The sequence below is a fragment of the Acinetobacter sp. YWS30-1 genome (assembly GCF_033558715.1).
Taxonomy (GTDB): Bacteria; Pseudomonadota; Gammaproteobacteria; order Pseudomonadales; family Moraxellaceae; genus Acinetobacter.
Window position 1 is genome coordinate 1,727,444 of record NZ_CP114606.1, and the last position, 15,176, is coordinate 1,742,619.

Sequence of the window (15,176 nt, forward strand, 5' to 3'; positions counted from 1 at the left end):
ATGCAACAATCATTTTTTAATCAGCCTATTGTTGCAGGAATGGAATTAAACGATGCTGACTGATCTGGATGATTTTTACTGTTTTGCGCAGGTCGTGGAACATGGCGGCTTCAGTGCAGCCGAACGTGCTACTGATATTCCCAAATCCAAGCTCAGCCGCCGCGTTTATAATCTGGAAGAACGCCTTGGCGTCCGCCTGATTCAACGTAGTTCTCGTCATTTTGCAGTCACCGATATTGGAATGAATATCTATCGACATGCACAAGTGATGCTCAGTGCAGCACAGGCCGCCCATGATCTGGTGGATCATCTCAGTACTGAACCGCGTGGCACCATTAAAGTGAGCCTGCCCGTCTCCATTGCCCAGAATGAAATGGCAAAAATCCTGCCGGATTTCCTGAAAAAATATCCTGAAATTAAAGTCCAGATGATGATCACTAATCGACGTGTGGACATTATTAATGAAGGTTTTGATCTGGCTTTACGCGTGCGCTCTAGCCTGGATGACGATCCAAATCTAGTGATTCGTCAGTTTGAAAAAATTGAACAGCATCTGTTTGCCAGTCAGGGCTATTTAAACGAATTTGGCGAACTGAAAACGCCTGAACAACTCTCTGAACATAAAATTTTAAGCATGGCTGAGGAACATACTGAACAGTTCCTGGTATTGCAGAATGAGCAACAGCAACAGAAGAAAATCCGGATCAGCCCCACCGTAATGGGATCAGACCTGAATATGCTGGCACAGCTGGCAGCTTCAGGCTGTGGTATTACATTACTGCCCGATAATGTCGTGCAGCAATATGTAGAACGTGGCGAACTGGTTCGGGTACTTTCAGACTGGAAAACTGCTCATGGCATTTTTCATCTGGTTTATCCTTCCCGTCGTGGTCTGTTACCAGCTGTACGGGTATTTATTGATTATCTGGTTGAACACCTGCATCTTGTATAAAAGGAATATTTCAGGCAAAAAAAATAGCTCATTCTTGGGGAAAAATGAGCTAATAAAAATGATTCACTACAGCATGAAGTGAACGAAAGGAAACTACTACCGCCAAGCCAAATCTAATATACAGCAATCAGAAATCTAACAAAGCAAACATCAACTAACTATAAATAGATTAAGAGGATTTGGCTGGTTAAACCACTTCTTCATGTAGTGTTTTGTAAGCTTTCGTCACTAATAGCAAGCAAGCTGTAATTTATGTAAGCTACTGTATTTCAATGCATAACATGAAAAATAATTTAAATTTCCGGATACTCGCCTGTACCTTCTGGCCACGGCGATAACAGCTCAAAACCTGTGTCGGTCACGACTACCATATGCTCCCATTGAGCTGACCAGGATTTATCCGCAGTCACGACTGTCCAGCCGTCCTTCAACTCTTTAACACGTGCTTTACCCATGTTAACCATAGGTTCAATAGTGAAAACCATGCCAGGTACCAGTTTGATGCCCTGACCTGGTTGCCCGTAATGCAGAATGTTTGGCTGTTCGTGATAAATTTTACCAATCCCATGACCACAATATTCACGCACGATGGTATAGCCTTCACGCTGTGCAACAGACTGAATTGCATAACCAATATCGCCTAGGGTTGCACCCGGTTTAACGGCATGAATCCCGGCAACCATGGCTTCATAAGTAGTTTCGACCAGACGTTTGGCTTCAGGAGATGGTGTGCCGACATAATACATCCGACTGGTATCGCCAAAATAACCGTCTTTAATGATCGCAACGTCAATATTAATAATATCGCCGTCTTGTAATACGGTATTTGGAGATGGAATACCATGACAAACCACTTCATTCGGTGAAATACAGGTGGTTTTAGTATAACCATAATAACCAATATTGGCTGGCGTCACTTTTAGCGTATTGACGATAAAATCATGACAGATGTCATCCAGATATTCAGTCGTAACACCCGGCTTGACATGCTCCCCGATCATTTCCAAAACCTGTGCAGCCAAACGTCCAGATATACGTAATTTTTCGATATCTTGTTCGGTTTTCAGAGTAATTGCTGGAGCTCGCATGGATCTATCCTCAAGGTGAATCAGGAAATTATAGTCCTTTTTCAGCCAAGATGCGCATTTGTTCGCTCTGCATGACAATTCTTAAAACTTGCTATAGAGAATCTCAATGCTGCTTATTTATACAAACAATAAGCCGAATATAATGAAATGAAGTCTAAATGATTTATTTATTTAAAAATAAATTATAATTTTTTCAACTGAATATCAAAGATATATTTCTACCAAGCTTTTAAAGTTCACATTATCCGATCGTCAAGATCAGTAAAATCAAGGCTTTCGGCATTAAATTAAACTCCAAAAATCATCATATATACACTAAAATCGCTTTCTTTTATTTATCTATTCTTCCTCTATGACAAGTCTCCGTACAAGAGATATTGTGGCCTTAGGTTTTATGACCTTTGCACTGTTCATTGGTGCGGGCAACATTATCTTTCCACCTATTGTGGCTCAACAAGCCGGTGAGCATGTATGGTTAGCTGCCTTGGGTTTCCTGATTACGGCAGTTGGCCTACCTGTCATCACCATCGTGGCATTGTCACGTGTTGAAGGTTCGATCCAGATCTTAAGTTCTCCATTAGGTAAAGCTGCCAGTCTTTTACTGACTGTCGTGTGTTATCTGACGGTTGGGCCTTTATTTGCGACACCACGTACTGCAACCGTTTCTTATGAAATCGGCTTCTCTTCATACTTTGGCAATGCACCTAGCAACCTGCTGATCTATAGTGTGATCTATTTTGCTGTAGTGACTCTGGTTTCCCTTTATCCAAATAAGATTTTGGATACGGTTGGTTACTTCCTGTCTCCAGTAAAAATTATCGCATTAATTATTTTAGGCGGTGCTGCAGTATTGATTCCTGCCGGCAAACCACCTGCTGCAGTGGGTAACTATGTTACAAGCCCGGTCACTGAAGGCATCGTTAATGGTTATCTGACCATGGATACTTTAGGCGCATTGGTCTTTGGTATTGTGATTGTGCGTGCAATAACCTCTCGTGGTGTAACGGATCGCAAGCTGATTACCAAATATGCAGTCAATGCAGCGATTATTTCTGGTATCGGTTTGACGCTGGTGTATCTCAGCCTATTTAAACTAGGCTTAGGTAGTCATGATGTTGCCCCTAATGCTGCGAATGGTGCGATTATTCTGCATGCCTATGTACAACATGCTTTTGGTGATATGGGTGCTTATTTCCTTGCCACCATGATCTTTGTTGCCTGCATGGTGACTGCGATTGGCTTAACCTGTGCATGTGCTGAATACTTCTCCTCTATTACCAAACTGCCTTATAAAGCCTATGTCTTTGTACTGGTCGGCTTCTCGCTAGTGATTTCAAATCTTGGTTTGACCAAACTAATTGCCGTTTCTGTGCCTGTATTGAGCGCGATTTATCCGCCTGCGATTGCAGTGATCCTGTTAAGCTTCTGCGGTCATTTCTTTAAAAAGCCTGCTCAAGTTGTTGCACCGACTACACTGGTTGCATTTATTTTCGGTGTTTTTGATGGCCTTAAAGTTGCTGGCCTTGAATTACCTGAATTGCTACAGAACTTACCGCTTTCTGAACAAAATATGGCATGGCTGATTCCATCTCTTATTGTTCTTGTCATTGCCGCTGTGATTGACCGCATCAGAAATTAATCTTTCTAAGAGGTCATAAAAATCGTATTTTTACCCAAAATCCGGTTTTAGCGTGATCAATATCTGTCAGGTTTTACCCAAACCGGCATTTATTGTTTACACCCTCTATTCTTGGTCACAGCCAAATTAAATTTTAAAATACTTTATAAACTTTTAATCAATTATTTTAATTAGCTTCTTTCTTACTTCCGTTTTCATTCTTTAGCAGAAGATCAACACAACTCGCTATTTTACTGTTTTTTAAACATATTGTTTCCTGATTAAACCAACTAACTCTCATCATTCTACATAGACTTACATTTTCTAGATTATCTCTACCAATCTTTGGCGTAGAATTTGCTTTTCCCTATGGTAGCAATGAATGATCACTTGCACACTTCAGCCGGACTGCCCTCGCTGAAATGTTTAAGATGATGATTCGGATGCAATCATTGATAAGTACAGTAATACGACTAAAGGAGGCCTTTTTTAACTGTTAAAGTTCACTTAAATAGTTGCAAAGGTTGAAATTAAGAAGTACAACTGTATATTCAATTCAGACTAAATCAATAAGATTTACTCTTCAATAATACAAATAAACGGGAGGGATGGAGATGTTATCAGTACATTTCAAAAAGCAAGTCTTCATTGACGCTCTTAAGGCAAATACCAATCTGGTGACTTTCTTGAGCACCACGGTTGCGCTTATGCTGACCTTGATTGTGCATTGTTTAATTCAAGGCAATTTAAAATTTGAGTACGTCGGTTATGCCTTGATTGTCTCGGCAGCCTTTTTCTTATGGGCTGTGATCGACCAGAAATACCGATAATTTATTAATAAATTTATACCCCAGTGGATGATCTGGCCAGTCATCCATCTGGCAGAAAAGAATTGAGCAATAGGCTCAAAAAATAAAATCAACCATTAAAAATTAGAATAATCCGATCGCCGTCCCATAAAGAAGCACACTTGCCCCTCCTAATTCCGCAATAATCAAACCTAACATTGCCAAAGTCATAAGCACGCCCGGCAACTGAAATTTACCTAGTTGATGCGGTCGCTTAAACTGATTGGTCGTATCTTTCAAAAACCCATGCAAGATATAAGCACCAATCGAGAAACTGAAAAAAAGAATATTGATCAATACACAGACCAAATTAATCTGCGAAGATAGTGTTGAATAATAAGCCAATACTGCCAGAATCAATGTCGCAGGTGCATAAAGCAGACTGCTGCGATGCGCAATATCCACATAATAATGCGCCCGTGAATTGACAGACTGACGGATTTGCCAATATTTCCATACCCCAGTTAACATTCCCACCCATAAGAATATTCCACTAAAAATAATCGCGATCTTTACTGCCAGATCAAGTTCTATTCCCTGCATATTTTCATTCCGTTTTTTATCATCGTACTGACTTTTTAGTCATTGTTTTAACAAGTTTCTTTGAAGAAGTCAGGTAAATTTAAGCATTCATTCTGATTCAAAAATATAGTGTAGCCCATGTCTGAATTCGAAACATTGACTCTAAAGTGCCAGGATGGCTATCAATTAAGTGCACGTTTTTATCCAGTCACTGAGACTGAAAGTAAGAAATCTCCCATATTAATCTGCCCTGCGACTGGCATTACCAAACAGTTTTATCATAGTTTTAGCTGCTGGTTGCAAACTCAGGGTTATGCAGTGCTGGTATTTGATTTTCGAGGTATCGGCGAATCTTTAAAAGGTTCGGTTAAGCAGTCTAAAGCCAGTATTGTGCAATGGGGACAACTGGACATTCCGGCTGCAATTGATGCGCTATTAGCTAAAACTCAGGCAGCAAAGGTCATCTTACTCGGTCATAGTGCTGGTGGACAGCTTCTGGGTATTGTCCCAAACTATGCCAAAGTGGAAAAAGTCGTGGCAATTGCTGGATCGACGGGTCATGTTAAAGGTTTAAAGGGTCGCACCAAATTACTAGCACCAGTGATGTTCAATATCATTTTCCCATTGGCACGTATCACCAAAGGCTATGGTCCAACTCAAGCGATTGGTATGGGTGAAAACCTGCCAAAAGATGTGGCGCGTGAATGGGCAGAATTTTGTAGTAAACCGGGTTATGTCATCAATGCGATTGGTAAAAAGATCGCACCAGCACATGACTATCATGCCCAGATCACCTGCCCGATTACCTCAATCTGGGCTTCAGATGATGAAATTGCCACTCAAGCAAATGTCAAAGACTTGCTGCGCTTATATCCAAAAGCAGTCACAGAAATGATTGAGCTAAAACCCCAGGAATATGGTCATAAAGGGATTGGCCACATGCTGATGTTCAAGAAATCTCATCAAAACTTATGGTCAGTCATTGAGCAACAGTTATCTGCCTAAAGATGATTTAAATGGCTATTAATAGGTTAATGTGCTTTAATACGCTCAGTATGAGATGAGCCTCTTACAGTATGTGCCTCAGATGTGCATACGACTAGCCCCTAACCATGGGGCTTTTTAATGTCTATATGATTTTGAAGTCGTATTAAAATTTAACCGAAAAATGCAATGATACTCTGAATCACCACAGCATTCACAATATCAATAAAAAATGCACCACATAGCGGTACAATCAAAAAGGCTTTGTGCGATGGACCATAGCTATTGGTAACTGCCTGAATATTGGCAATCGCAGTCGGGGTTGCTCCCATACCAAAACCACAATGCCCTGCTACCAATACGGCTGCATCGTAATTTTTTCCCATAATCCTAAAGGTCACAATTGCGGTAAATAAAATCAGTACCGCTGTCTGCGCAAACAAAATGGTAATGAGCGGGCCTGCCAAATCGGCCAGTAACCAGAGTTGCAGTGACAGTAAAGCCATAGATAAATACAGGGATAATGACGCATTTCCGAATACATCAATGGCACGGTCGAAAATATCGACTTTCAGTACATGCTCTAGGAAGTTACGTACAATCACCCCTGTCCCTAAAGCCCAGACAAAGGTCGGTAGTTCAAACCATCTTCCCTGACTGATCTCTGTCATTTCATTCGCAACAAATATACATAGTGCAAACATCCCCAAAGTCGACACTGCATTACTGGCTGTAATCAACCGGGTTTTCTTTGGATATTCGAAGGGTGCGGTGTTGATGCTAGTATCGAGTTGTTGTTCATTGGTCTCTTGCGCTACTGTCTCTGCCAACTGATTTCGTTTAATCAAGAATTTGGCAACCGGACCACCCACAAGCCCACCAATAACCAAACCAAAAGTAGCACTTGCCATTCCGAGGACAATTGCCCCCTGTATTCCATATTGAGTTTCAAGCACTTCACCCCAAGCACCGGCAGTACCATGTCCACCCGTTAAGGTAACAGAACCGACAATCAGACCAATCAATGGATCAAGCCCAAGTGCTGTGGCTAAACTCATGCCAACCGCATTTTGTACAACTACAAATAGAATGACACAGACCAGAAAGATCAGCAGTGATTTCCCACCTTCTTTGAGCTTGGTAAAGTCTGCACTTAAACCAACAGAGGTAAAGAACATCAGCATCAGAATGGTTTGAATTTCTGAGTCAAATGTGGCACTGATATTAAAAAATTTATAGAGAATAAAAGCTGTAATCGCTGCGATTAGACCGCCGATTACAGGCTCAGGTAAGTTATAGTTTCTAAAGAAGCTAATTTTACTAACAAGATACCGCCCAATAAAAAGAAAAAATACTGCAATCACCAAGGTGCCAAAGGCATCGATTTCATAATTCATAACATTCCCTATTAGCTTTATTTTCATACAGTTTTAGGAAAACAGTATGAAAAATCAATTTTAGAAATGTTATGCAAGTTATTGTTTCTAGTAATTGTTTAATTTATGTCCTAAATAGATTCAATTAATACGATGGAATATCATAAACCCAATTGTGTGCTTGCTGGTCTGTCGTACTTTCACAAACATAATAATCATGATCCCAAGCATCTTGATGGAAGATTTCCTTTTTATGGTAAGTCACCTGTTTACCATTTTCGACGCAGACAAAGCTGTCGCCTTGATCTTTCACTTGGGTTCCATTGAGGAACCCACCAATACAGAGGAATCGGGATTGTTTGGGCATAGTTTATTAATTAAAATTATAAAGATGTAAAATCATTCTCTTTTAAAGCATATTTTTCAATAAAATCTGTATATGACTTTAAATTTTGAATAGTTTTTTCGATATCAATTAATTTTGAGTCCTTATCTTTAGTCAAGTATTCAGCCGTAAGAATTGTCATTGTTTCGCCGTTACCAAAACGTGCTGGTTTTTTAAAACTTAAGTTCTCTTGCTTAGCCTTTTCTATATAATATTTATAACAATAATTTCTAAATTTTGTGTAATTTTCAGGTTTCAAAGCATTTATTTTCAAAACAAGTTTATCTTCTTGAATTTGAAGGTATTGCCAACAGCTCTCATTTTTTTGAAAAGCCCACCAATACCCCATGAACCCACCATTTTGATTAGGGACATATCCCCAATCACCACGATTTAATTCTTTTTGCAAATACTTAAAAAATCCTACCCAATTTTTATGATTCCATTCTTCTTTATGAACATATGCATTAACTTCATTTTCTATAGAATATATATAATCTTTGAAATCATTAAAAATATCACTTGGTATAGACGTATAATTGTCTAATACAGAAATTAATCTATCTCTAGAAAAAATCTTAAATCCATCTGCTATTTCTTTTTTATAATTTGACTGGTCATGCGTTTTAAAAAATATTGCTAAAACGTTTTCTTCACCTACCTCTGAAGAAATAATATTTCTATATCTGGTTAGTTGATCTCCATGAGATTTTGTTGCAGTTTTATCTTCAATGACAATAGAATAATTATTTAATTTTAATAAGATATCTATATTTTGATATTGTTTTGAAAGACTAAATTTTTCAATATTCTTTGGCATTTCCTTATTTTCTAATTTAAAAAATTCTGATATTAAGTTTAAAGCACAATTTTTTAAATCCTGATTAATATTATTATATTTAGGATTTGCATGATCTAATAGCCAAAAAATAAAAGCATCTTGTGATAATTCTTTTGTTGCATATGTAAATATATTCGGTTTATGCATTTTTATACTCAAAAAATAAGGGCTGATTAATCAGCCCTTATTTCTAACTCAATTTAATTTATTTTTCAACAAATTAAGCTAATTGAGCAGCAGCAATTTTCTTAGTATCGATGTCTTTAGCAGCATCTGTATACTCGCTCATCTTGTCGAAGTTCAAGTATTGGTAGATGTCAGCAGACATGCTGTCGATTTGAGCAGCGTACTGTTGGTATTCTTCTGGAGAAGGTAATTTACCCAATACAGCAGCAACAGAAGCAAGCTCAGCAGATGCTAGGTAAACGTTAGCACCTTGACCTAGACGGTTCGGGAAGTTACGAGTAGAAGTCGATACACAAGTAGTGTTTGGAGCTACACGTGCTTGGTTACCCATACACAGTGAACAGCCTGGCATTTCTGTACGAGCGCCAGCTTTACCATAAGTATTGTAGAAACCTTCTTCCATCAATTGGTGTTCATCCATACGAGTTGGAGGAGCCAACCATAGACGAGTAGATAAAGAACCACCAGGTACTTTGTCTAGAAGTTTACCAGCTGCACGGAAGTGACCGATGTTAGTCATACAAGAACCGATGAATACTTCATCAATTTTTACGCCTTGAACGTCAGAAAGAAGTTTCGCATCATCTGGGTCGTTCGGGCAGCAAAGAACTGGTTCTGTAATTGTAGAAAGGTCGATTTCGTATACTTTAGTGTATTCAGCGTCAGCATCAGCTTTAAGAAGTGATGGATTAGCCAACCATTTTTCCATGTTCTCAACACGGCGCGCCATAGTACGAGCATCGCCATAGCCTTGTGAAATCATCCACTTCAGCATAGTGATGTTAGAACGTAGGTATTCAGCAACTTTCTCTTCAGAAAGCGTGATCGCACAACCAGCAGCAGAACGTTCAGCAGAAGCATCAGAAAGTTCGAATGCTTGCTCAACAGTCAGGTCAGTTTCCATTTCTGTCAGGTCGATCTCAAGGATACGGCCAGAGAAGATGTTTTTCTTACCTTTCTTCTCTACAGTCAGGTCACCTTCTTGGATCGCTACGTAAGGAATTGCATGTACTAGGTCACGTAGAGTGATACCAGGCTGCATTTTACCTTTGAACTTCACAAGAACAGACTCTGGCATATCAAGTGGCATAACACCAGTTGCTGCAGCGAATGCTACAAGACCAGAACCCGCTGGGAATGAAATACCGATTGGGAAACGAGTATGTGAGTCACCACCAGTACCAACGGTATCTGGAAGAAGCATACGGTTTAACCAAGAGTGGATAATACCGTCACCTGGACGTAGAGAAACACCACCACGGTTCATGATGAAATCAGGAAGCGTGTGTTGCATTTGAACGTCAACTGGTTTTGGATACGCAGCTGTGTGACAGAAAGATTGCATTACCAGGTCAGCAGAGAAGCCTAGGCAAGCCAAGTCTTTCAATTCGTCACGAGTCATAGGACCAGTTGTATCTTGAGAACCAACTGTAGTCATACGTGGTTCACAGTAAGTACCTGGACGGATACCCTGACCTTCAGGAAGACCACAAGCGCGACCAACCATCTTCTGAGCAAGGGTGAAGCCTTTGCCAGTGTCAGCAGGTTGGACTGGAGTACGGAACAGAGTTGATGGCTCAAGACCAAGCTCTTCACGTGCTTTAGTTGTCAAACCACGACCAATGATCAGGTTAATACGACCACCCGCACGAACTTCGTCTAGAAGTACTGGAGTTTTAAGGTCAGCTTCAGCGATTTGAGCGCCGTCTTTGAACGCAGTTACTTTAGCAGCAGCCTTGTCGATTTTAAGAGTGATTTCATCACCCATGTTCATGTTTGCTACGTCAATTTCAACTGGTAACGCACCAGCGTCTTCCATAGTGTTGAAGAAAATCGGAGCAATTTTAGAACCTAAGCAGTAACCGCCTTCTTTCTTGTTAGGAATATGAGCGATTTCGTCACCGAAGAACCAAAGTACAGAGTTAGTTGCAGATTTACGAGAAGAACCTGTACCAACAACGTCACCTACGTAAGCAACTTTGTTGCCTTTCGCGATGAGGTCTTTAATTTGGTTTAATGGACCAACTTCACCAGGAACTTCTGGGTTGATGCCATCACGTTCGTTTTTCAGCATTGCATTTGCGTGCAATGGAATGTCTGGACGGCTCCAAGCGTCTTGTGCTGGAGACAAGTCATCAGTGTTAGTTTCGCCAGTTACTTTGAAAACTGTCAGTTTGATTTCTTCTGGAACGTCTGCACGGTTAGTGAACCATTCAGCGTCAGCCCATGATTGAAGAACAGCTTTTGCATTTGCATTACCTGCGCGTGCTTTATCAGCTACGTCATGGAACGCATCAAATACAAGAAGCGTTTTTTTCAAAGCTTCAGCAGCAAGACCACCAAGCTCTGCGTCTTCTAGAAGTTCAACTAAAGGAGCAACGTTATAACCACCAAGCATAGTGCCTAGTAAGTAAACCGCACGTTCTTTAGAAACTAGTGGAGAAGTCGCTTCGCCTTTTGCCAATGCAGCTAAGAACGCAGCTTTTACGTATGCAGCTTGGTCAACACCCGCTGGAACACGGTTTTCAAGCAAGTCAACTAAGTATGCTTCTTCACCAGCTGGGGGATTTTTTAATAATTCAACTAATGCAGCAGTTTGAGCATCATCAAGTGGCTTCGGTGGGACTCCGAGTGCGGCACGTTCTTCAACGTGTTGGCGGTAAGCTTCTAGCACGGTGTTATTCCTCTTTTTTAAAAAATTACCTGTGAATTCCTGCTTTATAAAAGCTTCACAAATAATATGGACTCTAAAATTTTACTAAAATTCCAGTTAAAAGTTAATGCAAGTACAGTGTTTCTTTGTGATGCTCATTATTTTATAACTAAATGATGCTTATAAAGATCATTCAATAAACAAATCATCATCGCCTTGCATAATTTAAATACAGATATGACAACTTTTAACCAAATTTGACGCATAAAAAAGGCAACATCGATGTTGCCTGATTTACTTAGAAAAAGATACTCCACCTTAGTGGACTGTCGTCGAGTTCAAATATTGCTGAAAAGCGTCCCGACAACCCTCAAATTTTAATTCACATTGATCTTCATAGGTCTGACTGTGGTTATTGCTGGCAAAGGAAATCTCGACCAAACAGCGTTTTTTGTCCTGCACCAAGATCTGCTTAATCACGACCTTGTCTCCTACACTCAGAACATAGCGTCCGCCACCGATAATCGCCAATCCTTTTTCATCTTCTAACAGCAGATCTGAGTGATATAAATACTTCACGACGTCCATATTATTGTTCTCCTCAAGGCTTTGGAGTTAAATTCATTATTCAATATAAAGATAAGCATTTCTATATTTTATATTTAGCAATTGTCACAAATTATATTTAATGTTGCTTAGGCTATTTTTATTATTAGAAGAATATTCTTATATCTATAAACCACTATTTAATTTGAATGAAGATTCCTTAGTTTGCTTTATTTAGATATAAAAAAACCGTTCCTTAGAACGGTTTGTAATCTGGCATTTTATCATGCGGTGTGGTGATACATTTTTCAGTAAACTCAGCACGGACTTTCTCACGGGCTGCATCTACATCGGTCTTAATTTCCTGTTCCGGAAGTGCATAAACTTCATCGATAATATTCAGGATAAAACCGCGAGTAATGTCATCATCGATCTTGTTGGCATGCTCAACAGCCTTTTCTTTCTCGATCGCATTCTGACGATCCAGCATAATGGTCCGTGCAGCATTCCCCACACTACGACAATAGCCATGCCACTGCTCTTCAGGGGTTAAAGGTTTTTTCTCTGCACAACCGACCAGAGCAACCATCAGCGATAAAGCAAATAACTTTTTCATGAATTTCTCCTTCCGAGAGGCACTATAAGAGATCAGCACAGATTTGTCATTTAAAATGAAATTTCTACTTATTCTTATTGATACTGCCTGCCCGAAAGTATCATTTCATATCTTAGCCACAACTTGCCTGAACTACTTTCTTAGTGGCTGGATCTACAGTGACCGTCACACGCTCTTCACGATAATCCATAGTGACAGGCTGGCCAGGTGCAACCATGCGTACCATTTGAGCTTTGGTTTTTTCTTTGATTTGCGCTTCAGTTAAATTGGATTGACCCACCAGTGCAGCCGCCTGATCAGCGATACATTTAGGCTGGTTTGCGCGGAAATATTCCCACTCTTCGACCACTTGCCCATTTTTTAAATGACAATAGCCCACTTCTTGCCCATTAGTTTCATTACGGATCTCTAGCTTTCCACCTTGATTAATACAATAGGCACTCGCTGGATTCGCTGTTCCTAATGATGCTGAGTTTGAGTCAGTCGACTGGGTCGTACTACAGCCAGCAAGGAGGATGGATGCAAATAATCCGGACAAACCAGATAAAATTATTTTTTTCATGAGCGGTATTCTTCTAAAGGAATTCGCCTTTAATGTAGCATATTCCACTTATAGCGTCAGATCTGAAAAGGCTTGAGTGTTTGTAATTCTGTAAAAAGCGGCAGGATTATTTCTTAATATCATTAGGTTTAATCCCATTTAAGTTCTCACTATTTCCTATGATTTACTTTAACCAATAATCAACCTTCAAAAGTGGTTTCTTTTTTCAAATAGCCAAAATTTAGTTTTAGTTAACTATTGGAATGGCTTAAAGATGACAATGTCATTACATTATTATACAAAGTGTTTATTACCCTTCATCAACCAAGCATTACTCTAATATTTTGTTTTTAGATTATTAAATTAATTATTGCCCAGCTTCTTTGTCCTTGCCTTTTTTATGCACGAAGCTTGATGTTTGTACTAGCGGCCATATTGCTTTAATATTTGATTGAATTTTAAACTTTATCTCGGCATGCAAGACGATCTCCAGCTTTCTTTAAAAGAATACCTTTCTACGGTTCAGGAAGTGGTTAAAATCACTTTCGATACACCGGTGTGGGTCAAAGCTGAGATTCGAAATTTAAATATCAAAGCTGGCCATTACTATCTGGAACTGGCAGAAAAAGATCCTGACAATGATCAGGTCATTGCCAGTTGCCGGGCCACCATCTGGAAATTTGCTGCACAGAAAATTGTGACGCAATTTGAACGTGAAAGTGGTATTGAGCTAAGCCGGGACCTTAAGGTTTTAATCAAAGTCAAAGCCAGCTTTGATCCGCAATATGGGTTTTCCTTAAATATTACAGAGATTGATTCTGGATATACCTTGGGTGATATAGCCCGACGTTATCAGCAGATTGTAGAGAGACTGACAACCGAAGGTCTGATTGATCGCAATAAAAATCTGCCTACACCTTTTGACCTCAACCGGATTCTGGTGATTGCTCCGGAAAAGGCTGCAGGTCTGGGCGATTTCAAGAAAGATGCTGATGCTTTACAAAAAGCTCAGGTATGCGAATTTATCTATCACAGTGCGACCTTTCAGGGAAATACGGCAGCGCAAAGCATCATGCAAAGCTTGGCACAAGCTTTAAAGCAGTGGGCACAAACTTATCATAACGCGCCTGACCTGATCGTAATCATCCGTGGCGGTGGTGCAGTCAATGATCTGGCTTATTTAAATGACTATGCATTGGCTGCCCTGCTCTGCAAACGTTCAGTTCCCGTCTGGGTTGGTATTGGTCATGAAAAAGACAGGACGATTCTGGATGAAATTGCTCATCGTTCTTTCGACACACCAAGTAAAGTGATTGCTGGAATTCGCAATCATGTCGTCGAGCTGACGCAAGAAGTTATAAATAACCTGCAAAGTATCCAGAGACTTTCTCAACAGCAAATTCAAGCTTATCAAAGCCAGAATGAGCAATATCTAAAGCTAATCCAAAATTTGGCCAATCACCAGATTATGAATGCCTTGCAACGTTTAGAGCAGCTCAAGTCCAACACCTCTAACCTTGCCCAGCAACAGACCCAACTGATTAACCAGCAGCTAGATGCCCTGATGCGGGAAACACTGCTGCAAAATCCCAAACATGTTTTGTCCAAAGGCTATGCCATTGTGCGCCAGCAAGAACATGTGGTTCGTTCAATCCATCAAATTGATGTCCAACAACCCGTTCAGGTTGAATTACACGATGGCCTATTTTCAGCACAACTTACGCAGGTAACTCCCCATGAGTCATGATACTTTGAGCTTTCAAGAAGGCTATGACATCTTGAAAAAGAATGCTGAATTACTTGAATCTCAGCAAGAACCAGATATTGATAATCTGATGAAAATCGTTGAAGAGTCTATGCAGGCGTATAAAGCCTGTAAATCCCGAGTGGAAGCCGTTCAGAATGCATTGAACGAGACATTCAAGGATTAATTTTATTAAATACCTTAAATCAGTATAGGCTGATGATTTAAATAGCTTAGGCTATTTTGAAATCTCTTCCCTATAAAAAAGCCCTCACT

Annotated in this window: 15 protein-coding genes; 6 read left to right on the forward strand and 9 right to left on the reverse strand. The window is 39.9% G+C overall.

Annotated features, from left to right (window positions below; all coding sequences use genetic code 11):
• Positions 1-52: 52 nt before the first annotated feature.
• A complete protein-coding gene (locus O4M77_RS08120) occupies positions 53-952 on the forward strand; it encodes a LysR substrate-binding domain-containing protein (protein WP_323713304.1) in 900 nt (299 codons plus the stop codon).
• 293 nt (positions 953-1,245) lie between these two features.
• Here the strand turns inward: O4M77_RS08120 and map are convergent, their stop codons facing one another.
• Positions 1,246-2,040, reverse strand: a complete 795-nt coding sequence (gene map / locus O4M77_RS08125; RefSeq protein WP_004783779.1) for a type I methionyl aminopeptidase — start codon at positions 2,038-2,040, stop codon at positions 1,246-1,248.
• A gap of 352 nt (positions 2,041-2,392) precedes the next feature.
• Here map and brnQ point away from each other — a divergent pair, with 352 nt between their 5' ends.
• Positions 2,393-3,679, forward strand: coding sequence for a branched-chain amino acid transport system II carrier protein (gene brnQ / locus O4M77_RS08130; protein ID WP_323713305.1), 1,287 nt, complete (start codon positions 2,393-2,395; stop codon positions 3,677-3,679).
• A gap of 593 nt (positions 3,680-4,272) precedes the next feature.
• Positions 4,273-4,488 (forward strand): hypothetical protein, encoded by a 216-nt coding sequence (locus tag O4M77_RS08135; RefSeq protein WP_004783783.1) that lies wholly within the window; start codon positions 4,273-4,275, stop codon positions 4,486-4,488.
• Between the two features lie 102 nt (positions 4,489-4,590).
• Here the strand turns inward: O4M77_RS08135 and O4M77_RS08140 are convergent, their stop codons facing one another.
• On the reverse strand, positions 4,591-5,049 hold the full coding sequence (locus O4M77_RS08140) for a hypothetical protein (RefSeq protein ID WP_323713306.1): 459 nt from the start codon (positions 5,047-5,049) through the stop codon (positions 4,591-4,593).
• Positions 5,050-5,166: 117 nt separating this feature from the next.
• Between O4M77_RS08140 and O4M77_RS08145 the strand changes: the two genes are divergently transcribed.
• Complete coding sequence (locus O4M77_RS08145; RefSeq protein ID WP_323713307.1) at positions 5,167-6,033, forward strand: alpha/beta fold hydrolase; 867 nt, start codon at positions 5,167-5,169, stop codon at positions 6,031-6,033.
• 152 nt (positions 6,034-6,185) lie between these two features.
• On the opposite strand, the gene gltS is transcribed toward O4M77_RS08145, so the two are convergent.
• The 7 genes from gltS to O4M77_RS08180 form a co-directional block, all read right to left on the reverse strand.
• Entirely contained in the window at positions 6,186-7,409 is a 1,224-nt protein-coding gene (gltS, locus tag O4M77_RS08150; RefSeq protein ID WP_016659076.1) for a sodium/glutamate symporter, read from the reverse strand.
• Between the two features lie 124 nt (positions 7,410-7,533).
• Positions 7,534-7,755 carry a hypothetical protein gene (locus tag O4M77_RS08155; RefSeq protein WP_323713308.1) on the reverse strand — a complete coding sequence of 74 codons (222 nt, stop codon included), beginning with the start codon at positions 7,753-7,755 and terminating at the stop codon, positions 7,534-7,536.
• A gap of 16 nt (positions 7,756-7,771) precedes the next feature.
• The gene (locus O4M77_RS08160) at positions 7,772-8,761 is read right to left on the reverse strand and encodes a PD-(D/E)XK nuclease family protein (protein ID WP_323713309.1); all 990 of its coding nucleotides are present in this window, start codon (positions 8,759-8,761) and stop codon (positions 7,772-7,774) included.
• A gap of 73 nt (positions 8,762-8,834) precedes the next feature.
• Positions 8,835-11,474 carry a bifunctional aconitate hydratase 2/2-methylisocitrate dehydratase gene (locus tag O4M77_RS08165; protein WP_004783803.1) on the reverse strand — a complete coding sequence of 880 codons (2,640 nt, stop codon included), beginning with the start codon at positions 11,472-11,474 and terminating at the stop codon, positions 8,835-8,837.
• A 297-nt stretch (positions 11,475-11,771) separates the two neighbouring features.
• The gene (locus tag O4M77_RS08170; protein WP_323713310.1) at positions 11,772-12,041 is read right to left on the reverse strand and encodes a hypothetical protein; all 270 of its coding nucleotides are present in this window, start codon (positions 12,039-12,041) and stop codon (positions 11,772-11,774) included.
• A gap of 214 nt (positions 12,042-12,255) precedes the next feature.
• The gene (locus O4M77_RS08175) at positions 12,256-12,615 is read right to left on the reverse strand and encodes a hypothetical protein (protein WP_323713311.1); all 360 of its coding nucleotides are present in this window, start codon (positions 12,613-12,615) and stop codon (positions 12,256-12,258) included.
• Between the two features lie 112 nt (positions 12,616-12,727).
• Positions 12,728-13,177, reverse strand: a complete 450-nt coding sequence (locus O4M77_RS08180) for an I78 family peptidase inhibitor (RefSeq protein WP_323713312.1) — start codon at positions 13,175-13,177, stop codon at positions 12,728-12,730.
• Between the two features lie 454 nt (positions 13,178-13,631).
• On the opposite strand from O4M77_RS08180, the gene xseA reads away from it, so the two are divergent.
• Positions 13,632-14,903: an exodeoxyribonuclease VII large subunit gene (gene xseA / locus O4M77_RS08185; protein ID WP_004783810.1), complete on the forward strand. Its 1,272-nt coding sequence runs from the start codon at positions 13,632-13,634 to the stop codon at positions 14,901-14,903.
• Positions 14,893-15,087, forward strand: a complete 195-nt coding sequence (gene xseB, locus O4M77_RS08190; protein WP_005235956.1) for an exodeoxyribonuclease VII small subunit — start codon at positions 14,893-14,895, stop codon at positions 15,085-15,087. The genes xseA and xseB overlap by 11 nt, the downstream gene beginning before the upstream one ends.
• Positions 15,088-15,176: the final 89 nt, after the last annotated feature.